This is a genomic window from Mycolicibacterium stellerae, assembly GCF_003719305.1.
In the GTDB taxonomy this organism is placed as follows: domain Bacteria; phylum Actinomycetota; class Actinomycetes; order Mycobacteriales; family Mycobacteriaceae; genus Mycobacterium; species Mycobacterium stellerae.
In genome coordinates, this window is sequence record NZ_RARC01000024.1 from 48,766 (window position 1) to 74,111 (window position 25,346).

General features: G+C 65.4%; 23 protein-coding genes and 1 tRNA gene. 10 read left to right on the top strand and 14 right to left on the bottom strand.

Annotated features, from left to right (window positions below; all coding sequences use genetic code 11):
• Positions 1 to 27: 27 nt before the first annotated feature.
• On the bottom strand, positions 28 to 504 hold the full coding sequence (locus D6M19_RS24260; RefSeq protein ID WP_123027825.1) for a lipoprotein LpqH: 477 nt from the start codon (positions 502 to 504) through the stop codon (positions 28 to 30).
• A 118-nt stretch (positions 505 to 622) separates the two neighbouring features.
• Here D6M19_RS24260 and D6M19_RS24265 point away from each other — a divergent pair, with 118 nt between their 5' ends.
• Positions 623 to 1,789 carry a winged helix DNA-binding domain-containing protein gene (locus D6M19_RS24265; protein ID WP_123027826.1) on the top strand — a complete coding sequence of 389 codons (1,167 nt, stop codon included), beginning with the start codon at positions 623 to 625 and terminating at the stop codon, positions 1,787 to 1,789.
• Here the strand turns inward: D6M19_RS24265 and D6M19_RS24270 are convergent.
• The gene (locus tag D6M19_RS24270) at positions 1,772 to 2,527 is read right to left on the bottom strand and encodes an SDR family oxidoreductase (protein WP_206428623.1); all 756 of its coding nucleotides are present in this window, start codon (positions 2,525 to 2,527) and stop codon (positions 1,772 to 1,774) included. The genes D6M19_RS24265 and D6M19_RS24270 overlap by 18 nt on opposite strands.
• Positions 2,528 to 2,595: 68 nt before the next feature.
• Entirely contained in the window at positions 2,596 to 5,496 is a 2,901-nt protein-coding gene (gene uvrA / locus D6M19_RS24275; protein WP_123027828.1) for an excinuclease ABC subunit UvrA, read from the bottom strand.
• Between the two features lie 86 nt (positions 5,497 to 5,582).
• On the opposite strand from uvrA, the gene D6M19_RS24280 reads away from it, so the two are divergent.
• Positions 5,583 to 6,263 (top strand): MBL fold metallo-hydrolase, encoded by a 681-nt coding sequence (locus tag D6M19_RS24280; RefSeq protein WP_123027829.1) that lies wholly within the window; start codon positions 5,583 to 5,585, stop codon positions 6,261 to 6,263.
• Positions 6,263 to 7,126 carry an SDR family NAD(P)-dependent oxidoreductase gene (locus tag D6M19_RS24285; RefSeq protein WP_123027869.1) on the top strand — a complete coding sequence of 288 codons (864 nt, stop codon included), beginning with the start codon at positions 6,263 to 6,265 and terminating at the stop codon, positions 7,124 to 7,126. The genes D6M19_RS24280 and D6M19_RS24285 overlap by 1 nt, the downstream gene beginning before the upstream one ends.
• 211 nt (positions 7,127 to 7,337) lie before the next feature.
• On the opposite strand, the gene D6M19_RS24290 is transcribed toward D6M19_RS24285, so the two are convergent.
• Positions 7,338 to 8,645 carry a cytochrome P450 gene (locus D6M19_RS24290; protein WP_123027830.1) on the bottom strand — a complete coding sequence of 436 codons (1,308 nt, stop codon included), beginning with the start codon at positions 8,643 to 8,645 and terminating at the stop codon, positions 7,338 to 7,340.
• 127 nt (positions 8,646 to 8,772) lie between these two features.
• Here D6M19_RS24290 and D6M19_RS24295 point away from each other — a divergent pair, with 127 nt between their 5' ends.
• Complete coding sequence (locus tag D6M19_RS24295) at positions 8,773 to 9,657, top strand: fructose bisphosphate aldolase (protein WP_123027831.1); 885 nt, start codon at positions 8,773 to 8,775, stop codon at positions 9,655 to 9,657.
• 4 nt (positions 9,658 to 9,661) lie between these two features.
• Here the strand turns inward: D6M19_RS24295 and D6M19_RS24300 are convergent, their stop codons facing one another.
• Together D6M19_RS24300 and D6M19_RS24305 are read right to left on the bottom strand one after the other, a co-directional pair.
• The gene (locus D6M19_RS24300) at positions 9,662 to 10,483 is read right to left on the bottom strand and encodes a lysophospholipid acyltransferase family protein (RefSeq protein ID WP_123027870.1); all 822 of its coding nucleotides are present in this window, start codon (positions 10,481 to 10,483) and stop codon (positions 9,662 to 9,664) included.
• A 132-nt stretch (positions 10,484 to 10,615) separates the two neighbouring features.
• Entirely contained in the window at positions 10,616 to 11,062 is a 447-nt protein-coding gene (locus tag D6M19_RS24305) for a universal stress protein (RefSeq protein WP_123027832.1), read from the bottom strand.
• Positions 11,063 to 11,243: 181 nt separating this feature from the next.
• On the opposite strand from D6M19_RS24305, the gene D6M19_RS24310 reads away from it, so the two are divergent.
• A complete protein-coding gene (locus tag D6M19_RS24310; RefSeq protein WP_234835023.1) occupies positions 11,244 to 11,864 on the top strand; it encodes a UdgX family uracil-DNA binding protein in 621 nt (206 codons plus the stop codon).
• Positions 11,865 to 11,873: 9 nt separating this feature from the next.
• Here the strand turns inward: D6M19_RS24310 and D6M19_RS24315 are convergent.
• A tRNA-Cys gene (locus D6M19_RS24315) sits at positions 11,874 to 11,944 on the bottom strand.
• A 113-nt stretch (positions 11,945 to 12,057) separates the two neighbouring features.
• Between D6M19_RS24315 and D6M19_RS24320 the strand changes: the two genes are divergently transcribed.
• Complete coding sequence (locus tag D6M19_RS24320) at positions 12,058 to 12,795, top strand: MgtC/SapB family protein (RefSeq protein ID WP_123027834.1); 738 nt, start codon at positions 12,058 to 12,060, stop codon at positions 12,793 to 12,795.
• Here D6M19_RS24320 and D6M19_RS24325 read toward each other — a convergent pair.
• Together D6M19_RS24325 and uvrB are read right to left on the bottom strand one after the other, a co-directional pair.
• The gene (locus tag D6M19_RS24325; protein WP_123027835.1) at positions 12,792 to 14,186 is read right to left on the bottom strand and encodes an MFS transporter; all 1,395 of its coding nucleotides are present in this window, start codon (positions 14,184 to 14,186) and stop codon (positions 12,792 to 12,794) included. The genes D6M19_RS24320 and D6M19_RS24325 overlap by 4 nt on opposite strands.
• Before the next feature lie 39 nt (positions 14,187 to 14,225).
• On the bottom strand, positions 14,226 to 16,382 hold the full coding sequence (gene uvrB / locus D6M19_RS24330) for an excinuclease ABC subunit UvrB (RefSeq protein WP_123027871.1): 2,157 nt from the start codon (positions 16,380 to 16,382) through the stop codon (positions 14,226 to 14,228).
• Between the two features lie 56 nt (positions 16,383 to 16,438).
• Here uvrB and D6M19_RS24335 point away from each other — a divergent pair, with 56 nt between their 5' ends.
• On the top strand, positions 16,439 to 16,951 hold the full coding sequence (locus D6M19_RS24335; RefSeq protein WP_206428624.1) for a ribonuclease FAU-1 family protein: 513 nt from the start codon (positions 16,439 to 16,441) through the stop codon (positions 16,949 to 16,951).
• Between the two features lie 104 nt (positions 16,952 to 17,055).
• Complete coding sequence (locus D6M19_RS24340) at positions 17,056 to 17,592, top strand: hypothetical protein (RefSeq protein ID WP_123027836.1); 537 nt, start codon at positions 17,056 to 17,058, stop codon at positions 17,590 to 17,592.
• Here the strand turns inward: D6M19_RS24340 and coaE are convergent.
• Both coaE and rpsA read right to left on the bottom strand, forming a co-directional pair.
• A complete protein-coding gene (coaE, locus tag D6M19_RS24345) occupies positions 17,589 to 18,758 on the bottom strand; it encodes a dephospho-CoA kinase (RefSeq protein WP_123027837.1) in 1,170 nt (389 codons plus the stop codon). The genes D6M19_RS24340 and coaE overlap by 4 nt on opposite strands.
• A 15-nt stretch (positions 18,759 to 18,773) precedes the next feature.
• Complete coding sequence (rpsA, locus tag D6M19_RS24350) at positions 18,774 to 20,222, bottom strand: 30S ribosomal protein S1 (protein WP_123027838.1); 1,449 nt, start codon at positions 20,220 to 20,222, stop codon at positions 18,774 to 18,776.
• A 168-nt stretch (positions 20,223 to 20,390) separates the two neighbouring features.
• Between rpsA and D6M19_RS24355 the strand changes: the two genes are divergently transcribed.
• Positions 20,391 to 21,563 (top strand): PrsW family intramembrane metalloprotease, encoded by a 1,173-nt coding sequence (locus D6M19_RS24355; protein WP_123027873.1) that lies wholly within the window; start codon positions 20,391 to 20,393, stop codon positions 21,561 to 21,563.
• Between the two features lie 26 nt (positions 21,564 to 21,589).
• Here D6M19_RS24355 and D6M19_RS24360 read toward each other — a convergent pair whose 3' ends face one another.
• The 3 genes from D6M19_RS24360 to D6M19_RS24370 are packed head-to-tail and all read right to left on the bottom strand — an operon-like array spanning position 21,590 to position 24,507.
• Positions 21,590 to 23,149 (bottom strand): APC family permease, encoded by a 1,560-nt coding sequence (locus tag D6M19_RS24360; RefSeq protein ID WP_123027839.1) that lies wholly within the window; start codon positions 23,147 to 23,149, stop codon positions 21,590 to 21,592.
• Positions 23,150 to 23,167: 18 nt separating this feature from the next.
• Positions 23,168 to 23,575, bottom strand: a complete 408-nt coding sequence (locus tag D6M19_RS24365) for a RidA family protein (RefSeq protein WP_164478665.1) — start codon at positions 23,573 to 23,575, stop codon at positions 23,168 to 23,170.
• Positions 23,572 to 24,507 (bottom strand): phytanoyl-CoA dioxygenase family protein, encoded by a 936-nt coding sequence (locus D6M19_RS24370; protein WP_206428622.1) that lies wholly within the window; start codon positions 24,505 to 24,507, stop codon positions 23,572 to 23,574. Before D6M19_RS24370 ends, D6M19_RS24365 begins: the two co-directional genes overlap by 4 nt.
• A 134-nt stretch (positions 24,508 to 24,641) precedes the next feature.
• On the opposite strand from D6M19_RS24370, the gene D6M19_RS24375 reads away from it, so the two are divergent.
• Complete coding sequence (locus D6M19_RS24375; RefSeq protein WP_123027841.1) at positions 24,642 to 25,340, top strand: TetR/AcrR family transcriptional regulator; 699 nt, start codon at positions 24,642 to 24,644, stop codon at positions 25,338 to 25,340.
• The last annotated feature ends 6 nt before the right edge of the window (positions 25,341 to 25,346 follow it).

The following is a 25,346-nucleotide window of genomic DNA, read 5'->3' on the forward strand; positions in this document are numbered from 1 at the left end:
GCACGCCCGCCGCCCGGCTGGAGCCGCTTATTTGCAGCTCACCGTCACGGTGAACGGCTTGGTGACCATGCCTGCCATCGGGTTCTTGATGTCGGCTCCGGTCGCTTCGCCGGTGATGGTGTAGGTGCTGCCGTCGACCTTGACGTCTGCCGAACCGCTCTTCACGCCGCCCATCTGGCTGACGGCGAGGGCGCTTCCGTCGACCACCATGGCCAGCGACTCCACGGTGGGCGTTGCCTCGTCGGTCATCAAGATGCCAAGGCCTTGTTGGCCACCGATGGCCCCGCTGGCAACGGTGATCTTGCCGCCCTGCTTGACGCAGGTCACGGAGTTGAGATCCAGGCCGGCCAGGTCCTTGCCGTCGACCTTGACCTCGGTGCTGCCGCCCGTGCTGGCCTGCGTGTCGCCGGCACTCGCCGTCGAAGCGCCCTTGTCGTCCGAACATCCCACCAGCAGTGCAGCTCCTGCGAGCAGCCCCAGTGCACCCGCGACAACTCGGTTCATTGTCCTGATCCCTTCGTTTGTGCGTCGCCTCGATGGCGGCGTCGTGATGAAGTCAAGACGGGCCGGATCGCTACCGATCCCAAACTTTGTCGGGCGGCGACGGTACGGTTCCCAGTCGATGCGGTCTTTCACGGGCGCCGAACGGCGGGCACGTCTGGCGCGGCGGCATTTTCTGGCTGCGCCCGCGGGCTCGATGGACCGGGTTGTCGCCGACCTCGTCGGGCTGCACGCCACCGACCCCGCCACGCCCTATCTTTCGCTCTGGGCCCGGCTGCCCGGATTCACCGTCGCCGACCTCGACGCCGCGCTGTATCAGCGGCGTAGCCTGGTCAAGCATCTGGCCATGCGCCGCACGCTTTGGATGGTCACCGCCGACGACCTTGGCCACATTCAGGCCGCGGCGAGTGACCGGGTGGCCGACACAGAGCGTCGCAAACTCGTCGCCGATGTGCAGAAGGCCGGCATCGCCACCAACGGGGAGAAATGGCTCGACCGCGCGTGTGACGCGGTATTGAGCCACCTGGTCGAAAACGGCCCGACCAACGCCAGGCAACTGCGCGCGGCCCTGCCCGAACTGGCGGGCAGCTACGATCCGGCACCCGGAAAGCGTTGGGGCGGAGACACTCCCCTGTCCCCCAGGGTGCTGACTGTGCTGTCCGTTCGCGGCGACATCATCCGCGGCCCGAACGAGGGAACGTGGACGACATCACGGCCGCAGTGGACCGCGGCGACTGACTGGTTGACCGATTCACCCCGTGCCGCCGCGCTCGAAGCGGCGAGCGCACAGTTGGTTCGCGCCTGGCTGCGCACTTTCGGGCCGGCGACGGTCACCGACATCAAGTGGTGGTTCGGCAACACCCTGACCTGGGCGCGGCAAGCACTGCGCGACGTCGACGCGGTCGAAGTCGACATGGACGGGACACCTGGTTTCGCGCTGCCCGACGACCTCGAGATGGAACCCGAACCCGACCCGTGGGGCGCGCTGCTGCCCAGCCTGGACGTGACCACGATGGGTTGGTATGACCGGAACTGGTATCTCGGTGAGCACCGCAGCCAGGTTTTCGACACGAATGGCAATGCAGGACCTACCGTCTGGTGGAACGGCCGGGTGGTGGGCGCCTGGACTCAGGACGACGACGCACGCGTCGAGCTCAGGCTGCTTGATGACGTCGGACGCGGTGCACGCAAGGCGCTGGAACGACAGGCCGACGATCTGACCGAATGGCTCGACGGGGTGCGGATCAGCCCGCGCTTCCCGTCGCCGCTGTCACGTGCTGGTCGGTGACGGGCGGGCAGGCGCACCCCGCGCGACCACGACAGGCATGGACGTCGACGTGTTGGTGCGCAGGATCGTGTGCACGACGTCGACGAGGTCCTCGACCGGCATCAGCTGGCCGGGCATGCAGCCGCGCGAAATCCACTGCGGATAGAACTCCCCTGCGAGCTCGAGGTCCCAGCCGGTGCTGAATCCGGTGGCGGAGTCACCGTCGCCGCCCGCGCATTCGCCGACGATCAGGTTCGTGAATCCGATATTTGGATGCTCGGCGCGCCACGCCTCGATGAGCCTCTCGAGTGCGGCCTTGCTGACGCCGTATGCGGCCAGCCCCGGCCAGGGCGGGCCGAAGGTGCCAGCGTCGGAAGACAGATAGACGACCTTGCCTGCCGATTCGGTCAGATACGGGACGGCCGCCGCCGTCGCAATGGCGGCACCGGTGACATTGGTGGCGAACACGCTGCTCCAGGTGTCGGCGTCGGTGTCAACGAGCCGCATCACCGAACCGATCGCCGGCGTGTAGATGAGGTTGTCGATGCCGCCGAGTGCTTTAGCGGCGGCGCTGATGGCCGACCGCACCGACGCCTCGTCGGTCACATCGCAAACGACTGCAACCGAATCCGCCCCGGCCTCCTTGGCGGCGTTCTCGATGCGGTCGCGACGGCGGGCCAGCAGCGCCACCCGGTCGCCGCGTTCCGCCAGCCCGATTCCTATGCAACGCCCGAGCCCGCTCGATGCGCCGATCACCACCGTTTTCGACATGGTCTCCTCGCTGGTCGATGCCGGGTAATGGCATTCTCAGTTCAGGAGAAGATACCTCACGCGCTGACCTTGCGGCGCCGCCGCGTCGGCTTGGCCGGCACAACATCGAGCACCTCGGACAGGAACTTTCCGGTGTAGCTCTCCGGCACCGCGGCGACGTCCTCGGGCGACCCCTGTGCGACGACGGTCCCACCGGCCGAGCCGCCCTCCGGACCGAGGTCGATGATCCAGTCGGATGTCTTGATCACGTCGAGGTTGTGCTCGATGACGATGACCGTATTGCCCTTGTCGACGAGGCCGTTGAGGACGGTGAGCAGCTTGCGGATGTCTTCGAAGTGCAGGCCGGTCGTCGGTTCGTCGAGGATGTAGACGGTGCGACCGGTCGACCGCTTCTGCAGTTCGGAGGCCAGCTTGACCCGCTGCGCCTCACCACCGGACAGCGTCGGCGCCGGCTGCCCGAGCCGCACGTAGCCCAGCCCGACGTCGACCAGTGTCTGTAGATAGCGGTGGATCGAGGAGATCGGCTTGAAGAATTCCGCCGCGTCCTCGATCGACATGTCGAGCACCTCGGAGACAGTCTTGCCCTTGTAATGCACCTCGAGGGTTTCCCTGTTGTACCGGGCACCGTTGCACACCTCGCACGGCACGTACACATCGGGCAGGAAGTTCATCTCGATCTTGATGGTGCCGTCTCCCGAGCATGCTTCGCAGCGACCGCCCTTGACGTTGAACGAGAACCGGCCCGGCTGGTAGCCGCGGACCTTCGCCTCGGTGGTGGCCGCGAACAGCGAGCGGATCTTGTCGAACACCCCGGTGTAGGTCGCCGGGTTCGACCGCGGTGTGCGACCGATCGGCGACTGATCCACCCGCACCAGCTTGTCCACATGGTCGAGACCGTTGACCCGGGTGTGCCTGCCGGGAACCTGCCTGGCGCCGTTGAGCTTGTTGGCCAGCACGGACGCCAGGATGTCGTTGACCAAGGTCGATTTGCCCGAGCCGGATACGCCGGTGACCGAGGTCAGCACCCCGAGCGGAAACGACACGTCGATCTCGTGCAGATTGTGCTCCCGCGCGCCGACAACCGTCAGCTGCCGTTTGGGGTCGACGGGCCGCCGGATGGCGGGCACCTCGATACGTTCTCGGCCGGAAAGGTATGCACCGGTGAGTGATTCGCGGTTTTGCAGCAGTTCTTCGTAAGGCCCGCTGTGCACGATCCGCCCGCCGTGCTCGCCCGCCATCGGGCCGATGTCCACCACCCAGTCGGCGTGCGCAATCGTGTCGAGGTCGTGCTCGACGACGATCAGCGTGTTGCCGAGGTCCTTCAGTCGCAGCAGCGTTTCGATCAATCGGCGGTTGTCGCGCTGATGAAGGCCGATCGACGGCTCGTCGAGCACGTAGAGCACCCCGACCAGACCTGAACCGATCTGGGTGGCGAGCCGAATGCGTTGTGCCTCACCGCCGGACAGTGTCGCCGCCGCGCGCGACAGGGACAGGTATTCAAGCCCGACGTCGAGCAGGAAGCCGAGCCGCGATTGGATCTCCTTGAGCACCTGGCCCGCGATCGCCTGTTCGCGCGAACCCAGCGTCAGCGAGTTGAGGAAGTCCGACGCGTCGGCGATCGACAGCTCCGCCACCTCTGCGATGGACTTCTTGCCGTGCTTGCCCGCCGATAGCGTGACGGCCAGGATCTCCGGCTTCAGCCGGGTGCCGTTGCATTCCGGGCAGGGCACGTCGCGCATAAAACCCTCGTAACGCTCCTTCATCTGTTCGGAGTCGGTCTGCTCCATGCGGCGCTGAAGGAACGCCATCACGCCCTCGAAATCGGCGTAGTACGAACGGGTTCGGCCGTATCGGTTCTTGTACCGAACATGAACCTGCTCATCGCAGCCCTCGAGAAGCGCTTTACGCGCCTTGGCGGGCAACTTCTTCCACGGGGTGTCGACATTGAAGCCGAGCTGGTCGCCGAGGCCGGCCATCATGCGGGTGAAGTACTCGGCCGTCTGGCCCATCGACCACGGCGCTATCGCACCTTCGGCCAGCGTGAGATCCGGATCCGGGACGACGAGGTCGGGATCCACCTCCTTGCGAATGCCGAGGCCCGAGCATTCCGGGCAGGCGCCGTAGGGCGAGTTGAAGGAGAACGATCGCGGTTCGAGGTCGTCGACGGCAAGCGGATGTCCGTTCGGGCAGGCCAGCTTCTCGGAGAAGCGCTGCTCCCGGTGCGGGTGGTCGTCCTCGCGGTCGACGAATTCCAGCACCACGATTCCGTCGGCAAGGTTCAGCGCAGTCTCCACCGAATCGGTCAGCCGCTGCTTGGCGGACGCTTTGACCGTCAACCGGTCGACGACGACCTCGATGTCGTGCTTTTCCTGCTTTTTCAGCGTCGGCGGGTCGGTGAGCGGATACACCACCCCGTCGACGCGGACTCTGCTGTAGCCCTGCGAGTTCAGTTTGTCGAACAGATCGACGAACTCGCCCTTCCTGGTACGCACCACCGGGGCAAGCACCTGAAAGCGCAGGCCTTCGTCCATCGCGAGTACCTGGTCGACGATCTGTTGCGGGGTCTGCCTTGCGATGCGCTCACCACAAACCGGGCAGTGCGGCGTCCCGGCTCGCGCGTACAGCAGACGCAGATAGTCGTAGACCTCGGTGATGGTGCCGACCGTTGACCGCGGGTTGCGGTTGGTGGACTTCTGGTCGATCGACACCGCGGGCGACAGGCCTTCGATGAAGTCGACGTCGGGTTTGTCCATCTGTCCGAGGAACTGTCGGGCGTACGCCGAAAGCGACTCGACGTAGCGCCGCTGACCCTCGGCGAAGATCGTGTCGAACGCCAGCGACGACTTGCCCGAGCCGGACAGGCCGGTGAAGACGATCAGCGCGTCGCGGGGTAGGTCGAGGTCGATGCCTCGCAGGTTGTGCTCGCGCGCACCCTTGACGATCAGGCGGTCAACCACCCGTTTTTCCTCCCGAAGACATAGTTGGTGCCCATGCTATGTGCCGCCTACGACAAGCCCCAGCCAAGGCCGATACCGTGAGCACCATGACTGTCGTCGACGATAACTACACCGGCCATGTCGAACCCCGGACCGCCGCCCGGCGCAACCTCCCCGGTGCGTCGATCGTCAAGGTTTCGGTGGGCCCGATGGACAACAACGCGTACCTGGTCACGTGTTCCCAAACCGGCGAAACGCTACTCATCGACGCCGCCAACGACGCCGAGATCCTGCTCGAGCTGATCGAGCGGTACGCCCCCAAGCTGTCGCTGATCGTGACCAGTCACCAGCATCAGGACCATTGGCTGGCCCTGTCCGAGGTGGCCAAGGCGACGGAGGTGCCGACGGCGGCCCACCAGCTCGACGCCGACCCGCTCCCGGTGAAGCCGGACCGGATCCTGGCCAACGGCGACACCGTCGAGATCGGCGAGCTGTCCTTCGATGTCATCCACCTCCGGGGCCATACCCCGGGATCAGTCGCGTTGGCGCTGGACGGCGCCGACCCGGAAGCCGGGGCCACCCACCTGTTCACGGGCGACTGCCTGTTCCCCGGCGGGGTCGGCAAGACGTGGCAGGAAGGTGACTTCGAGAAGCTGCTGGGCGATGTGACCACGCGGGTGTTCGACGTCTACGGCGACTCGACGGTCGTATACCCAGGTCACGGCGACGACACCACGCTTGGCGCCGAGCGACCACACCTCGCCGAATGGAAAGAGCGCGGTTGGTGATCGCCACCGACAAGACGGTCGCCGTCGTCACGGGGGCCAGCCGCGGCGCGGGCCTCGGCATCGCCCACGCGCTCGGCAGCCACGGGTGCACTGTCTATGTCACCGGGCGCACCACGCAGCCCGGCCAGTCGTCGCTCGCGGGCACGATCGGAGAGACCGCCGAACTGGTGACCAGGGCAGGCGGCGAGGGTATCCCGGTCGCCGTCGACCACGCCGACGATGATCAGACGAAGGCGCTCTTCGACCGAGTCCGGGCCGAGCAGGGCAAGCTCGACATCCTGGTCAACAACGCGGCGATCATCCGCGACGAGATAATGGGCCCGACGCGGTTCTGGGAGGAGCCCGTCAACGTCATCGACATCCTCGACGTCGGGCTTCGCAGCAGCTATGTCGCCACCGTCTACGCCACACCCCTGATGCTGCCGCAGCGCAAGGGTCTTGTCGTCTTCACGTCGGCACCTGGCGCCGCCCATTACGTCTTCGGCCCGTCGTATGGCGTGCACAAGGCCGGCATGGACAAGATGGCCGCCGACATGGCGGTGGACTTCGAGGAGTTCGGCATCGCGTCGGTGTCCATCTGGATGGGCATCCTGCTGACCGAACGGCTCAAAAACATCGTCGCCGGTGCCCCAGAGAAGTTCGCGCGCATGCTCGATATCGCCGAGACTCCCGAACTGACAGGCCATCTCATCTGGGCGCTGTTCAACGATCCCGACCTCATGCAGAAGAGTGGCCAGACATCGGTCGGTGCGGAGCTCGCACGTGAGTACGGCATCGAAGACGACGGCGGCAGGCAGCCCCCGTCGTACCGCGACCTGTACGGAATTCACCCAATCAGGCAGTTCACTCGCGTCCTGAGGTGACAATGGTCGCGTGGGCGGCACGCCACTGGTGGCCGCCGTCAGACCGGCCGATACAAGCAGGTAATTGCCGACGTCGCGTTCTCCGATACGCGATCACCGAGATCTTCCCTAGGGCTGTGGTCGAGCCCGAAACGACCACCCTCCTGCAGATTTCGCTGCATCTGCCCGAACTGCGACAGGCTACTCCTGGAGCGCCGAGGTGGCAGCTACCTTAGGCGGGCACCGACCAGGCGACCGGTAACCGCTTGATGCCGTGGAGAAACGCCGAGTGCAGGATCGCGGGCTCCTCGGCCGCGACGATGTCGGGTATCTGGCGGTGCAGTTCTTCGAACAGCACTCGGATCTCCCGACGCGCCAGGTTCGCGCCCAGGCAGAAGTGTGCACCGCCGCCCCCAAAGCCCATGTGCGGGTTAGGATTCCGGGTTACATCGAACAACCACGGATTGATGAACTTGGCCTCGTCGCGGTTGCCCGAGTTGTACCACAGGGAGATCTTGTCATCGGTCTTCATCTCGATGCCGTGCAACTCGATGTCCTGAGTCAAGGTGCGCCGCATGAAGATAACCGGGGACGCCCACCGGACGATCTCCTCGACCGCGGTGCCGGCCATCCCATCGAAATCCGCCCACCACTTCTCCCGCTCCTCGGGATACCGGGTGAGTGCCACCATGCCGTGGCTGATCGCGTTGCGCGTTGTCTCGTTGCCGGCAGCGGACAACAGAATGAAAAACGATGCGATCTCGCTTGACGTCAGGCGCTCACCGTCGACTTCGGCCTGCACCAGGCTGGTGGTGAGGTCGTCGCCGGGGTTCGCCCGCCGTTCCTCCGCGAGGCGCATCGCGTAGTCGACGATTTCGTTCACCACCATGAGGATCTCGGCGAATTCACCGGATACTTCGTCGTCGCCGAAGCCCAACATCACGTTCGTCCAGTGAAAGATCTTCGCCTCGTCGTCTTCTGGAATGCCCATCATGTCGCAGATGACCTGCAGCGGCAGCAAGCCGGAGGCCTCGGCGACGAAGTCGGCTTCGGCGTCGGGATGGTTGGCGATCATGTTGGTCACGATCGCGCGGGCCCGGTCTCGCACGCTGTCCTCGATCCGGGCCACCACCTTCGGCGTGAACGCGCGGTTGACGATTGTGCGCAGCCGCAGATGACGCGGATCGTCGAGGCTGATCATCGACCCCGCGAACTCCGCGATCTCGGGTGGCACTTCGTTGAGGGACGTGCTGGTCGGAATGGAGCTGAAGATCTCGGGATGGCGGCTGGCGTGGTGGATATCGTCAAACTTCGTCAACGCCCAGTGGCCGGCGCCAGCGGGGAAACCGGGAAAATCCGCAACGTCGAAGAAGGCGATAGGCGACTCCCGTCGCAACGTCGCGAACGCGCCGTCGCGAAGGTCGTCGTCGCGCTCCCAGAACTCGAGCGACCCGAGGTCGATATCCTCGAGCGGTACGTCGGGAGGGGCAACGCCGTTTTCCCGGCGCGCGATACCGACCCGAGGTGTTGTGATCGTCATAGTTACCCCCGTCGTCAATTCGAGTGTCGCACCCCCCAAGTTCCGATGATCGGATTTTGAGTCAGCCTTCGTTCGGGTCGCGATGCGGGCAGCGCTAGATTGCCTGGTGACGAAGAAAGGGGAAGAAATGAACAACGACCAGTTCAAGAAGGCGCATACCGGCGCGGGCTTCATCGCGGCGCTCGACCAGAGCGGCGGCAGCACCCCCAAGGCACTGAAGCTCTACGGCATCCCCGAGGACGCGTACTCGGGCGACGAGCAGATGTTCGACCTGGTGCACGAGATGCGGACTCGGATCATCACCAGCCCCGCCTTCGGCTCGGACCGCATCATGGGCGCCATCCTGTTCGAACAGACCATGGACCGCCAGATCGAGGGCCGCCCCACCGCCGACTACCTGTGGAACGTCAAGGGCATCGTGCCGTTCCTGAAGATCGACAAGGGGCTGGCCGACGAGCAGGACGGCGCTCAGACGATGAAGCCGATGCCCGGCCTCGACGACCTGTTGGACCGCGCGGTGGCCAACGGCGTCTTCGGCACCAAGGAGCGGTCGGTCATCAAGCTGCCCGGCGCAGGCCTCGATGCAGTCGTGGCGCAGCAGTTCGAGGTCGCTGCACAGGTCATCGCGAAAGGTCTGGTGCCGATCATCGAGCCCGAGGTCGACATCAAGAGCCCCAAGAAGGCCGAGGCGGAGGACCAGCTGAAGGCGCGCCTCCTCGACGGCGTGAGCCAGCTCGGTGACGGCCAGAAGGTCATGCTGAAGCTGACGCTGCCCGATACCGACAACCTGTATCGGGATTTCGTCGAACACCCCAATGTGGTTCGTGTTGTGGCACTTTCGGGTGGTTACAGCCGCGACGAGGCCTGCGAGAAGCTGTCCCGCAACAACGGCGTGATCGCCAGCTTCTCGCGCGCCCTCACCGAGGGACTCACCGCGCAGCAGAGCGACGAAGAGTTCAATGCCACGCTTGATGCGGCGATCGCCGAGATCGCCAAGGCGTCGAGCACGTAAGGAGCTACCCGAATATCGGCAGCCGGCGACGGCGGCCAAGCGTGTCGAGCACGGACTGCATCACCCAGCGAACGTAGCGGTCGACGTCGTGTACGTCGGGGTCCTTGCCAAACCTGGCGGCGATGTCGATCGGCGGCAACACCTGCGTGACGATCTTGCTCGGCAGCGGCATGTTCAGCGGAATGGTGAAGATGCTCAGCCCGAACGGGAATCCGAACGTGATCGGCAGAATGTCGCTGCGCCCGACCTTGCGGCTCAGCTTCGCCAGCCCGAGCCGACGCGACAGCCATTCGCCGCGGGCCAGAAAGAGCTGTGTCTCCTGGGCGCCGACCGACACCGCGGGAACGATCGGCACACCCGCTTCGATCGCGGTGCTGACGTAGCCCGTCCTGCCGCCGAACGCGATCTTGTTGCGTCGCAGGGTCGACCTGTAGACCTCGTGGTCGCCACCGGGGAACACCATCACCGCCGCTCCGGCCGCCAATCCGGCAGCGGCGTTCTCGCGCGTCGCCCGGATGACCCCCGTGCGCCTCAGCAGGGCTGCCGCCGGCGTGTCGAACAGCAGGTCGTGGGCGAGCGTGTACAGCGGACGGTCATAGCCGTACTCGTCGTAGTAGGCGACGGCGAACACGGACATGTCCGGGGTGAGCAGGCCTCCCGAATGGTTGCCGACCACCAGGCACGGGCCAGCGGGGATGTTGTCGATGCCGCGTACCTCGGAGCGGAAGTATGTCTTGACGATCGGGCGGGTCAGCCCGACGATCGTCTCGGTCAGGCCCGGGTCGTATCGGCCGACGTCGGATTTCTCGATAGCAGCGTCACTCATGCCCGTCCCCACTCTTCTGCGGAGATCGTGCATCCTCGCGTCGGAGCCACACCAGGGCCCGAGAGCCCGACTGGCGGTGACCTTGGACCCCTAGCCAGCCGGACGGCGGTCGACCTGATCGCGCCGAGCGGATTACGTCGTGGTGTGAACGATCAGCACGTCGGTCTTCGACCGCCGCGCGACGTTAGCCGGCACCGAGCCGAGCAACCGGCCTGCGATGGTGCTCAGGCCGACGTTGCCGACAACAAGAAGGTCCGCGTTAACCTCCTCGGCAAGGTCGACGAGGGCGTCGACGGGGGCGCCGACGACGGCCTTCTCCTCGACTTCGGTAGCCCCAGCGGCCTTCGCGCGGTCCCTGGCTTCGCGCAGGATCGCATAGATCGGCGCGTTGCCCGACATCTTGTAGCCCTCGTCCTTGAGGACGTCGGCTGCCCGCTGGTCTTCGCTCTGGGGAAAGTACGCGGTCGCGACGATGACCTTCGCGCCCGAACCCGCAGCGATCTGACCGGCCTTGTCCACCGCACGCAACGACGAATCCGATCCGTCCGTGCCGACCAAAACGGTCTGATAGCCGCTCATTCATACCCTCCGAGTGTCGTTTGCACCGCCAACGAACGACCCTAACCCGATGTCGGGCGAAACTGGGAGTTATTCACCACCGTGAGCAGCATTTTCCTGGGTCTTTGCGGCCTTTGCGCTATCAAGGTCACGACGCCGCCGCATAAGTGACAGCGGCAACAGGATGGGTATCCATCGACTCGTGACAGGTCTGACCGGGCTGGCCAAGCAGGCCGAGGGCTGTCAGCGCTGCGATTTGTACCGCAACGCAAAACAGACTGTGTTCGGGGACGGTGCGCACGCGGCCTCGCTGGTCCTGGTGGGCGAGCAACCCGGCGACCAGGAGGACACGGCCGGAAAGCCGTTCGTCGGCCCCGCGGGGCGGTTGCTCGACAAGGCGCTCACCGCCGCACACATCGATCGCGCGAACGTCTACCTGACCAACGCGGTCAAACACTTCAAGTTCGAGCAGCGCGGCAAGCGCCGAATCCACAAGGCGCCGAGCAGGACCGAGGTGATCGCGTGTCAGCCGTGGTTGCTTGCCGAGCTCAATGAAATCGGACCCGACGTCGTTGTGCTGCTTGGCGCCACGGCCGCCAAATCACTGCTGGGCAACGCCTTTCGGTTGACGCAGCACCGCGGTGAGGTGCTCCGACTGCCCGCAGGAGCCGCACCCGTCGATCTGAATGTCGACCCGCGGCTGGTGGCGACCGCGCACCCGTCTTCGGTGCTGCGCGGACCGCCCGCGGACCGTGAGACGGCGTTCGACGCGCTCGTCTCCGATCTGAAGTTCGCCGCCGGTCTGCTGCCTCACGCAGGCTAGAACATGTCGAGCGAGTGACGGGATTCGAACCCGTGTAGACGGCTTTGCAGGCCGCTGCCTAGCCGCTCAGCCACACCCGCACGAGCACCACCTTGCCAGGCCGCATCGGCACAGAACAGCATTCGGCTCGCGGTGAGGTTTTCGCCCGGCGCGCCGGAAGCCGCGTCGAGGACGCCGGCGTTAGCTTGTTCCCATGGATCTGTGGCTGGCGGCCGATCCGCCGTTCTTCGGCGGACCGGGGCAGGGTATCCGGCAGATCACCGAGTTGTTCGTCGCATTCGGACTGACGGCGCTCATCGGGCTGGAACGCGAACTCCAGGGCAAGAGCGCAGGCATCCGCACCCAGACCATCGTCGGCACCGCGGCCGCCCTGATTCTCTTGGTCAGCAAGTACGGGTTCAGCGATGTCCTCGCCGCGGGCACCGTTGAGGTCGACCCGTCGCGTGTGGCGGCCCAAATCGTCTCGGGGATCGGCTTTCTCGGCGCGGGCATCATCATCTTCCGCCGCGGGTCGGTGCACGGTTTGACCACTGCCGCCTCGATATGGGAGTCCGCGGCGATCGGCATGGCCGCTGGCTCCGGCCTGCTCCTGCTGGCGTTCACGGTGACCGCCATGCACTTTCTCGTGGTGGTCGGCTTCATGCCACTGGCCCGGCGGCTGAGCTCCCGGCTCAGCGGTGCGATCCGCCTGCACGTCACCTACTCCGAGGGGCAGGGGGTGATGAGCCGACTGCTGCAGGCCTGTGATCGACGGCAGTGGCAGCTCACCGAACTAACCGCCGATCCGGAGGGTGAACCGCTCGGCAATGCCCCTGGTCAGTCGGGCGTCATGCTGACGCTGGCGGGTAACGGCATCCTGAACGCGCCCACCGTGCTGGCAGGTATCGACGGCGTGACCGCGATCCGTCAGCTCGACGAGGACCCCGACTAGCGTTCGCGCGACGCGCGGTAGGAGGCCGCCAACCCGACGGCGGCCAGCACGGCGAACACGATGAACAACCACCGCGCCGCCGCAGCGTCCCCGCCATGGGTGAGGTTGACGACAACACCGGCCAGTCCCGCGCCGAACGCGCCGCAGATCAGCTGCACGGTGTTGATCGCGGCCGCGGCGGTGCCTGCCTCCACCGGATCCTCAACTGCCCCCATGATCCAGGCCGAAAGATGCGGCCACGCCATGCCGACACCGGCGCCGGCGATGAACAACCCGACAGCCCACACCGTCATCAACGGCCACCTCAACCCCTCGCCGAGGACGAGCGCGCCGAGCGCCAACCCGACCGCCATCACCACGGGAGCCGCGGCAACCAGGCGGACGATCGTGCCCGTCCGGCTTGCCGATGCGCTCACGATCTCCGACACCGTCCAGCCAACCGCCAACACCGCCCCGAAGAATCCGGCCGCGGCAGGAACCATGCCGGCCAAATGCTGAGCGAACAGTGGCACATACATGTCGACCATCGTCGCCGCCATCAGCAGCCCGATCGTGACGTACATCCACTTCAACGGCCCCGGCCCGAACGCCGCGCGCGGCAGCACCGTCGCCCCGGCACGACGGTCGACGACCAGGAACACTGCCACCACCACCGCCGCAAGGGCGAGGAGGCCAAATGTGGCGGCAGCACCTCGCTGCACTCCGGCAACACTGATCGCCAGGGCGGCGGCGCCGAGCAGAAGCAGCGACCACACCGGTACCCGCGGGAGCGTCGAAGGCTCGTCACTGTGTTGGCGGGCGGGCAATGCACCCGGCACCAGCGCCGCCATGCCTGCTGTCAAGATCACCAAAGTCCCGAAAGCCCAACGCCAGATACCGAATTGGGCGAAAACACCGCCCATTGCGGGACCGATGATCACGCTCACGCCCCACATCGCCGACACCAACGCCGACGCCCTCGTCCACAACCAGTTCGGCAGCGCGGAGTTGATCACCGCATAGCCGAGGCCCGCGAGCATGCCACCGGCCGCGCCCTGCACGGTGCGGGCGACCAGCAGCAGCTCCATATTCGGGGCGAGTGCACAACCCAGCGTTCCCACGCCGAAGATCGCCAGTGTCAGTAGGTACGACGCCCTCGGCCCGAACTTGACGAGAAGGGGGTTGACCGCGGCCGCGGCGACGACGGAGCCGACGAGGTACACCGCGATCACCCATGCGTAGAACCTCTGGCCGCCGATGTCGGCGACCGTGCTGGGTAGCAGGCTGATGGTGAGGAACTCGTTGGTGGCATACAACCCGACCCCGCCTGCGAGCAGGGTCGCGGTGCCGAGCCGCTCACGACCCAACAGCTCGCGCCAGCTGCCCGGCTTGATCGTCGGGGTCTCAGTCATACGGTCACCGTATGACCTCAACCACAGTTGAGATCAAGCTTATTTCAGGCCGGCGGCATCCATGCCGCGGAGTTCCTTCTTCAAATCCGCGATTTCGTCCCGTATTCGGGCAGCCAGTTCGAACTGGAGGTCACGCGCTGCGGCCATCATCTGCGCCGTCAGATCCTTGATGAGATCGGCAAGCTCGGCCCTCGGCATGCTCGAGGTGTCGCGGCCCTCGATGATCCCGGCGCTGACCGCGCGACCCGGCTCACCCTGTGCGCGACGGCCCCGCGAAGCATTTCGTCCCGAGCCGCCCACCTCGACGTCCGTGTCGTCGGCCTCGCGGTACACCTGGTCGAGGATGTCGGCGATCTTCTTTCGGAGGGGCTGCGGGTCGATACCGCGCGCCTCGTTGTAGGCGATCTGCTTGGCCCGCCTCCGGTCGGTCTCGTCGATGGCCTGCTTCATCGAATCGGTCATGGTGTCGGCGTACATGTGCACCTCGCCCGACACGTTTCGCGCCGCGCGGCCGATCGTCTGAATCAGGCTTCGCGGCGAGCGGAGGAAGCCCTCCTTGTCCGCGTCCAGGATCGCCACCAGCGACACCTCGGGTAGGTCGAGCCCCTCGCGCAGCAGGTTGATTCCGACCAGAACGTCGTACTCACCCAGCCGCAGCTGTCGCAGCAGCTCGACGCGGCGCAAGGTGTCGACCTCGGAGTGCAGATAGCGGGTCCGGATCCCCGTCTCCAGCAGGTAGTCGGTCAGGTCCTCGGCCATCTTCTTGGTCAGGGTGGTCACCAAGACGCGCTCGTCGACCTCGGTGCGTTTGCGGATCTCCCCGATCAGGTCGTCGATCTGCCCCTTCGTCGGCTTGACCACCACCTGCGGGTCGACAAGGCCGGTGGGCCGGATGACCTGCTCGACGAATTCTCCGCCGGTCTGGCTCAGCTCGTAAGGACCGGGCGTGGCCGACAGATACACCGTCTGGCCGATCCGGTCGGCGAACTCCTCCCACGTCAGCGGCCGGTTATCGATCGCTGACGGCAGGCGGAAGCCGAAATCGACCAGGTTGCGCTTGCGGGAGATGTCGCCCTCGTACATCCCGCCGATCTGCGGCACCGTCACGTGCGACTCGTCGATGACGAGCAGGAAGTCTTCGGGGAAGTAGTCCAACAAGGTGGCGGGCGCAGAGCCGGCCGGACGCGCGTCGATGTGCCGCGAGTAGTTCTCGATACCCGAGCAGAAGCCGACCTGTCGCATCATCTCGACGTCGTAGTTGGTGCGCATCCGGAGTCGCTGCGCCTCCAACAGCTTGCCCTGCTTCTCCAGCTCGGCCAGTCGCTCCTCGAGCTCCTGCTCGATGGTCGAAATCGCGTGCGCCATCCGCTCGGGCCCGGCGACGTAGTGAGTGGCCGGGAAGATCCGCAGCGAGTCGACCTTGCGGACCACGTCGCCGGTCAGCGGGTGCAGGTAGTAGAGCCCCTCGACCTCGTCACCGAAGAACTCGATGCGCACCGCGAGCTCCTCGTACGACGGAATGATCTCGACCGTGTCGCCGCGCACCCGAAACGTACCTCTGGTGAACGCCATGTCGTTGCGGGTGTACTGAACGTCGACCAGCAACCGAAGGAGCGCGTCGCGCGGTATCTCCTCGCCGACCTTCACCTCGACCGACCGGTCCATGTAGGACTGTGGCGTGCCAAGGCCGTAGATGCACGACACGGACGCGACCACCACGACGTCGCGCCGAGACAGCAGGCTCGAGGTCGCGGAGTGCCGGAGCCGCTCCACATCGTCGTTGATCGAGCTGTCCTTCTCGATATAGGTGTCCGTCTGTGCGATGTACGCCTCGGGCTGGTAGTAGTCGTAGTACGAGACGAAGTATTCAACCGCGTTGTGCGGCAACATCTCCCGCAGCTCATTGGCCAACTGTGCGGCGAGTGTCTTGTTCGGCGCCATCACAAGGGTCGGCCGCTGCAGCCGCTCGATCAGCCAGGCAGTCGTAGCAGACTTGCCGGTGCCGGTAGCGCCCAGCAACACAACGTCGCGCTCCCCCGAGTTGATGCGGCGCTCCAGATCGTCGATCGCCGCGGGCTGGTCACCGGCTGGCTCATATTCGCTGACGACCTCGAACCTGCCGCCCGCGCGCACCATCGCCTCGACAGGGCGGTACTCAGAGTGCGCCAATACGGGGTGTTCGGTAGCGAAAGCCATGTTCACAGGGTAGAACCACGCACCGACATCGGCTGTTCCCCAGCCTATGCTTGGGTATCCACGCTCCCAAGCACGAGAAATTCGACCTGGTCGCACGCACCAACACCGATCCCAAGGGGATCGTCCGCGCGGTGGACACATACACCGTGAAGCCGTGGGGACTCTATATGGCCCGCCCGACGCCGGGCCGTGCCCAGTTCCATTACCTGGAGTCGTGGCTGCTGCCGTCACTGGGGCTTCGTGCGTCGATCTTTCATTTCAACCCCGGCTACGAACTCGATCAGGACTATTACCTCGACGTCGGCCGCTACTCCCCCGGCCCGACCAGCTGGCATTCCGAGGACCACTATCTCGACCTGGTGGTGCGCACCGGCGAAAGCGTCGAGCTCGACGACGTCGACGAGCTTCTGACCGCAGTGCGGCACGGCCTGCTGACCCCTGAAGACGCCGAACAGGCGGTTCAGACGGCCGTGGCCGCGACAGCCGGTCTGGCCAGACACGACTACCACCTCGAACGCTGGCTGGCCGAGGCGGACATGACGCTGAGCTGGCTTGGGGCACGTTCCTGAGCAGTATCGGGTAACGGCTCCACACGCCGCAGCGATGGTCTTCATGACGCCAAAACTGCAGGTCGACGAGGCCTGATCACACCCGAGTTGTAAGGTTTTATGTCATGAGTGTCACCAAACGCAGCGCCCTCGCGCTCGTGGCCGCGGCTGCTCTCGGGCTCGCGGCGCAGGTCAATGCTCCCACGGCGCCGGCCGATCCGGGCGCCGATTCCCAGACTGACGTGGCGCCCGCTCCCGGTGACGGGTTGCAGCACAACGTCACGTATCGAGCTCGCGCCGACGGCACGTCGCGCGGAGCGGTGGTGTCCTACAAGATCGATGACACGAACGTCAACAGCGACCAACCGACGCTGCTACCGGGAGCCACGTTCGAGGTCAACACGGTCCTTTCCGACCCGAAGCTGGCGGGCATGACAGTCTCCATCGAGTGGCCGTACGGATCGAATCTGCACTGCGAGATCCTCGTCGACGACGAAATAGTCGCCCAAGCCGATCAATTCATCGCGCCGAGGCTGTTCCGCGTCAAGGACGACCCGCTGTACGGCACGCTGCAGTGCGGCGCGGCGCTTGACAGCCCTATGCCCGATGCGCCTGCGCAGGAAGCACCGCCTGCCGAAGGCGCTGCTCCCGCGGCCGCCTAGCGGGCCCCGGCCGTCCACCCTGTGGAATCGGCCCACGCCTTCGCCCGCCAATAGGCGTCGAGGAACCACGGCTCTTTTGCCTCTGCGTAGTGAGGCTCCGTCAGCGCGTGGCGCTTTGCCTTCAAGTAGTCCTCGCGCACACCGGGATTGGCCTTGAGCCAGTCGGTGAACAAGAGCGCGAACTGTTGACCTGGCCAACCGTCGACCCTGACGTGAACGTTGGCAGGCCTGCCGGGATCGGCCGCGCAGTGAAACCGCTTGCGCCACAATGCCGGATCATCGGTATGGGGGGTGTCGGTGCTGATGTGATCGACGCGCGGGTAGCCGACGTCGGCCAACGGTTCGGCGAGTTCGTCGGCGACATCGAGTGATTCAACGGTGATCTGGATGTCGATGACGTCTTTTGCGTCCATCCCCTCGACGGCGGTGGAGCCGATGTGATCGACCCGCAATGCCTTTGGTCCGCAGGCGGTTTGGATGCGCTTGATGATCCGACTTGCGTCGTCAAACCATGCCGGATTGAAGGGCACGAGCTGATGGACGGACGGGACGCATTGCCCGGCGCGGATATTGGCCGCGAGCGGCAGCACTCGGTTGTACCAGAGGTCGCGTGCCTTCTCGACTAGCGCGCCCTGCGAGCCCGAGTTGTCCAGCAGCACATCGGCAATCGCGCGGCGCTGCTCCTCAGACGCCTGAGCGGCGATCCGCGCGCGGGCGTCGGCCTCGTCCATTCCGCGCTTGATGAGCCGTGCCACCCGAGTCTCTTCATCCGCATGGACGACGACCACGAGCGGGAACATCGGCGCCATCCCCGTCTCGACCAGCAGTGGGATGTCCTCGACCACGACCGCGTCGTCGGACACCGCGGCGATGATCTCCTCGCGCCGCCTGCCCACCAGCGGATGGACGATGCCGTTCAGCTTGGCGCGCTGCTCGTCGTCGACGAACGCCTTGGCGGCCAGCGCCGGCCGGTTCAACGCCCCATCGGGCAGCAGGATGTCCGCGCCGAACGCGTCGACCAGCGCGGACAGTCCCTCGGTGCCGGGCTCGACGACCTCCCTGGCGATGACGTCTCCATCGACGATGATGCCGCCGCACTCGTTGAAGGCGGCGGACACCGTCGACTTGCCGGCGCCGATTCCGCCGGTCAGACCGATGCGCAGCATGCGGTCAAGCGCTGACTATGCGCTGCCCGCGAGCTTCTCCCGGAGCGCCGCCAGCTGAGCGTCGCTGGCAAGCGACCCGCCTGCCGACTGCTCGTCGTCCCGCGGTGCGCCGTTGCCCTTCGATGCGGACGCCGCGACATCTGCTGCCTCGGCTGCTGCGAACTTCTCCATCTGCGTGGTGTGCATCTTGTGCCTGCGCTCGGCCTCCGCGTAGCGAGCCTCCCACTCGTCGCGCTGCTTCTCGAAGCCCTCGAGCCATTCGTTGGTCTCGGAGTCGAAGCCCTCGGGGAAGATGTAGTTGCCCTGCTCGTCGTAGCTGTCGGCCATGCCGTACTTGCTGGGGTCGAACTCCTCGGTGTAATCCTCGTTGGCCTGCTTGAGCGATAGCGAGATGCGGCGACGCTCCAGATCGATGTCGATGACCTTGACCATGGCGTCGTCGCCGACGGCGACTACCTGATCGGGCACCTCCACGTGGCGCTCGGCCAGCTCGGAGATGTGCACCAGGCCCTCGATGCCTTCCTCGACGCGGACGAACGCACCGAACGGCACCAGTTTGGTGACCTTGCCTGGCACGATCTGACCGATCGCGTGGGTGCGGGCGAAGTGCCGCCACGGGTCTTCCTGAGTCGCCTTGAGCGACAACGACACCCGCTCGCGGTCCATGTCGACGTCGAGCACCTCGACGGTGACCTCGTCGCCAACCTGAACAACCTCGGACGGATGATCGATGTGCTTCCAGGACAGCTCGGAGACGTGCACCAGGCCGTCGACACCGCCGAGATCGACGAACGCGCCGAAGTTGACGATGGACGAAACGACACCCTTGCGGATGGCGCCCTTCTGCAGCTGGTTGAGGAACTCGCTGCGCACCTCCGACTGGGTCTGCTCCAGCCAGGCGCGGCGGCTCAGCACCACGTTGTTGCGGTTCTTGTCGAGCTCGATGATCTTGGCCTCGATCTCCTTGCCGATGTACGGCTGCAGATCGCGGACACGGCGCATCTCGACCAGCGACGCGGGCAGGAAGCCACGCAGGCCGATGTCGAGGATCAGGCCGCCCTTGACGACCTCGATGACGGTGCCCTTGACGGCCTCGTCCTTTTCCTTGAGCTCTTCGATGGTGCCCCAGGCGCGCTCGTACTGCGCACGCTTCTTGGACAGGATCAGACGGCCTTCCTTGTCCTCCTTGGTGAGGACAAGGGCTTCGACCTCATCGCCGACGGACACAACCTCAGAGGGGTCGACGTCGTGCTTGATGGAGAGCTCTCGGGAGGGGATGACGCCTTCGGTCTTGTAACCGATGTCGAGCAGGACCTCGTCACGGTCAACTTTGACGATGGTTCCCTCGACGATGTCGCCATCGTTGAAGTATTTGATGGTTTTGTCGATGGCGGCGAGAAAGTCCTCGGCCGAGCCGATGTCGTTGACGGCTACTTGCGGCGAGGTGACGGAGGGACTTGGCATGTGGTGGGTTGCTCCGGACAGGTTGGGTAGTAGGGACAGTTGTTATTGGCGTGACCCGCAGCAGAGATCGCAAAACCACAGACGGGTACCCGTCGAGATTACTCGACTGTGTACACGCTGGACAAACTAGGTCCCTCGGCCTTGGCGATCGACCGCTACCCTGCTCAGGTGACTTATGCCGGTCCGCCGCAGCAGCCACTGCAATTCCTCCCGCCGTATCCGCCGATCCAGAAGAAGGTCCGCAAGGTCGGGGCACCGCTTGCCGTGCTGATCCTGCTGGGAACGATCGCCGGCCTGATCATCATCGCGCTGACCGCGTTCAACCCGGTCGGAACGGCAATTGGGTTCGTGTTGTCCAGCATCGCCATGACGGTCGTCGTGCTGGCCTACCTGTGGTTGGACCGATGGGAGCCGGAGCCAGCTCGGCTGCTTGTGCTGGCCTTTCTCTGGGGCGCGTCGGTCGCCGTCATCATCGCGTCGATACTTCAGCTCGTCGCCGAGGCCGCGATCAACCCTGGCGCAGCGGAGTCGGTCAGCCCGGTCACGATCGTGCTCGGCGCGCCCTTGACCGAAGAGGCGGCGAAGGGCCTGTTTCTTCTGCTGATGATGACCGGTCGGCGTCGCAACGAGCTCAACTCGCTGACCGACTGCCTGGTGTACGCCGGCCTGGTCGGCGCCGGGTTCGCCTGGCTGGAGGACATCCTCTACATCGGCGGAGGAGAGACGGTCGGCGACTCGCTGTTGACCGCGGCGATGCGGCTGATCATGGCGCCTTTCGCGCATTCGCTGTTCACCACGTTCTTCGGCATCGGCGTGTGGTTCGCGTTGCAACACCGAAACGCCCTGGCCAAGGTCGGCTATCTCCTGCTCGGCTACATCGCCGCGGTGATCATGCACGGAATGTGGAACGGGTCGTCGCTGCTCGGCATCGGCGCGTACTTCGGCGTTTACCTGCTGTGGATGGTGCCGATCTTCGGGCTGGCGATCTGGCTCGCGGTGGCAAGCAGGCGCAAGGAGCAGCGGATCGTCGCCGAGAAGCTGCCGGGCATGGTGGCCGCGGGCCTGGTGACGCCCAACGAGGCGACCTGGCTCGGCGCGATCCGTCCGCGGAAGGCGGCGATAGCGCAGGCCGCCCGGATTGGCGGAAAGCCCGCGGCCAAGGCCGTGAAGACCTTCGCCGCGCAAGTGGTCGAGCTGGCCTTCGTCCGGGACCGCATCGACCGCGGCTTCGGGGACCAGCGGGTGAACGCGCTGCTGACCGAGGAGACGTACGCGGTCTACGGAGCGCGGGCGGGCGCCCCTGCCCTGCAGGGGCTGACCCACTTCCGCTCCCCGGCCTAGCGCGCCGACTTAGGGCGCGGGCGACCTCACCCTGCCTCTAGAGCCAGACCGCCGTCGACGGCAGGCGAGCGCACCGGTGCCGGCACCTGCTGAAGGTCCGGCTCCGGATACGCGGATGCCGATAGCATCTGCAGGCTCGACCGGCGCTTCACCAGCAGATAGCCCATCAGTGCGATGCCGATCAGATACCAGGCGGCAACGACTGGACCGGCCAGACTCAACGGCCAACTCAGCGCGGTCGCGAAGCTGAACGCCGGGATCCCGGCCCCCGCGCAGAACGCCGGAATCAGCAAGACCGCACCGAGCACCGGCACGAGGAGGTGCAGGAACACGTTGAACTCGGACCGTCGGTAGCGCAGGTAGTACACCGGGCAGGCCAGGGCCGTCACGAAGTAGATCGGCAACACCGCGACCGTCAGCGCAGTGCCGAACACCGCGTACGCCGTGACCGGATCCCACGCGTAGCCGCCGACCAAGGTGAGAATCGCCCCGAGCACGAAGAACACCGTGATCGCCGTGGACGGCGACCGCCAGCGTGGGTGGACGTGGCCGAAGAACTTCGGCAGCGTCCCGCTGCGTCCCATGGCCATGATGCTCCGGGTGGCAGCCATCGCCGCACCATTCATGCATGCGAACGACGAGACCAGCAAGACCGTCAGCAGGATCACCCAGCCGCCGCCCCACAGATTCGTGGCAAGCCCAATCCAGGCATTGCCGCCGTGATACGCCATGAAGTCAGCCATCTTGTCCGGTCCGAAGTACACCGCCGACGCATAGGAGGTGAGCACGTAGAACAGGCCAATAAGCAAGCAGGACAACATTACCGCCCGAGGGACCGTGCGGCGGGGGTCCTTGGTTTCCTCGGCAAGTGGCGCGGCCGCCTCGAAGCCGATGAACGCGAGGAAGCCGTAGACGGAGGCGGCGATCACACCGCCCATCCCCTCGAATCCGGGCACCGTCGCAGCCGCAGGGGTGAACAGCGTCACGGTGTTGGCGTCACCCGCGGCAAAGACCATCCACACCGACATGACGACGAGTACCGCGATCTCGAACAGGCCGAGTATCAACCCGAACCGGACACCGATCTCCACACCGAAGAAGTTCGTCGCGAACGCGCCACCCAGGCAGGCCAGCGCCCCGACCGTCCAGACGACGTTGAAGGCAGTTCCTCCGTCGGGTGCCACCGTCGTGGCCAGCAGGTTGCCGAACACCAGCGCCAAGTACGGCATCGCGAACAGATACATGAACGGATACGCCCACGCGATGACGAAACCGACACCGGTGTGCATGGCGGTGCCGACGTATGACGCCAACCCGCCGGCCGACGAAATGTGTTTGGCGAGTTGGCCGATCGCCGTCGCTACCAGAAGGCTTCCGACGAGTGCAAAGACCACCGCCAACGGGAGCGCGCCACCGCCGAACAACGCACCGGTGCTGATGGCGTATGCCGCGCCTGCGCCGGGCGCCATCGTCGCGATGGCCACGAATAGAACGCCGGGCAAGTTGACGACGCCCTTTGCCAGACTCGGCTCCGCCGAGTCGTCTGCTACAAGAGGCGCCGCAGCGACCTCAGGGTTTGCGGTCACGTAAGTTCTCCATACCTTCTAGAGGTCGACCGCGGTTGCGGTGAGCTCGACGAGTTGATCGGGGTGAGCAAGGGCGGTGACCCCGACCCAGGTGCTCGAGGGAGGCGCGGCGCCGAATCGCTTCGCGAAGAGCTCGGCGGTCGCCATGAGAGCCGGCACGTCGGTCGCGTAGACGGTGACGGCCACCAAGTTCTCCAGCGTCTGGTGCTCGGACGCCAGACACCGTTCCAGGATGTCCATCAGGAACAGCACCTGCTCTTCCATCGAGCCGGTGCCGATCACCGTGAATTCCGGTGGGGCGCCGGTGAAGGGTGCGATTCCGGAGTAGTAGACGGTGTCCTTGGCGCGAACGACCTGACTGAAACCCAGCAGCTCGAACGTCGACTCGTCGACGTACCCGACCTCGGGGTTGCTACGGACGATCACGCCATTCCTCCTGCAGCAACTGGGGTTTCGGCGTTCACCATCTCTTCGTGGAAGGTATCCATGTAATCGGAGTTGAGGTGGTCGGTCTTCTTCGTCAACGACGCGAACTCGTATTGCTTCTTCGGCAGGTCGTCTCGGATGGCGGCCATGGGGTCTTCGAAGTCCCTGATGTATCCCACTGCCAGCCCACCCATTTGGTAACCCATCAACTTGAGCAGGTCCTCATCGAGCGTGCGTGCCACTTCGATCGGCGTCGACAGATACTGGTTCTCTTCCTGCCGGACCCAGCCGACGCAGTAAGTGAGGTTGATCCCCTGGCGAACCGACTGCGAATTGTTCGCGGCGGCACCGTGATACACCTTGCCGGAGTAGAAGAACATCGAACCGCGCTCCATTTCCGCGCGCACGATCCTCGGGTCGTCGTCCTCGTAGGTCTGCTTGCCCTCGATGAGGTGGCTGCCCGGCACGATGCGGGTCGCACCGTTCTCGACGGTGAAGTCGGTCATCGCCCACATGGTGTTGCACTGGACGTCGTAGTCGAGCGGGAAGGGGAAGAAGTCCCAGGCGAGTTCGTCACGGTGGAGGGGCTGATGCGTCTCACCGGGCAGCACGGAGATCACCTGCGTCAGATGCAGCTGATAGGCCGTGGCCTTGTGCAGGAGGTCCGCCGTGGCACCCAGTACCAGCGGGTGTGCGATGAGCTCACGGCTGGTCACCGACCGTGGAATCAACGAGCCGGTTCGCCGCGTCTGGCGACCGACGAAGTCGTCGAGACCCAGCGGGGTGAGGTCGATGTATTCGTCCAGCTCCTCGGTGATTCGGTCCATGACCTCGTTGGAGACGAGATTGTCGACGATGACGAAGCCGTCCTTGCGGATCGCGGCGGTGACGTCGGCTGGCGTGGCGGTGGGCGGCAGGTGGTACTTGGGCACGCGGGTACTCCATTCGTGTGACAGGGCATTCGAGGCGAACGGCGACGGGGCCTCGGTGGGCTAGAGTCGAGCGATCCGGTGGACTCGGGTGCTTCGGCATTGAGGCGGCGCCCGCAGGAAGGTGACAGCTGAAAGTGAATCAGTCTCAGGTTTCGGCGGCGCTGCCCGTCGGTAAAGGGCTCATTACACCGGAGCGCCTGGCGGACTTGATGATTCCGGTCATGTCGCAGGTCGGCGCCCGACGCTCGGCGATCCAATCTCGCAGCCAGGACAAGTTGGCGCGCGTCCTGCAGGCCACCGCGGCGTTCCTGGACGAGGCCGGCCCGGAGTCGGTGACGACAACATCCGTGGCCGGGCGGGCAGAAGTGTCCATCGGTTGGCTCTACAACTTCTTCGACGACCGCGAAGCGCTCCTGGAAGAGGTCATGGTCAACGGACTGCTCCAACTCGACCGCAGCCTGGACGACGTCGGTTTCAGCCTCGCGGGGCCGGACTGGCGCCCCACGGTGGTCGCCGGAATCGACACGGTGATCGAATTCTTCGACGCTTCACCGGGGTTCAGGTCACTGTGGTTCTCGGCGGAGTTCACCGGCCGCATGCTGCAGGCGAACCGGTTGCACGACGACGCGCTCGCCGCCTACCTCGCCGCCAGTGTCACCGAGATCAGACCCGACGCCCCGAACGTGCCGTTGGACATAGTGACTCAGGTTTTCGTCGGCATGCTCGACAAGGGTCTCGACCTCGCTTATCGAAATGATCCGGTCGGCGACAAGAACATGCTTGCCGAAATGTCCCGCGCAAGCGTCGACTACCTCGGCTGCTTCCTGCGGTAAGACTTC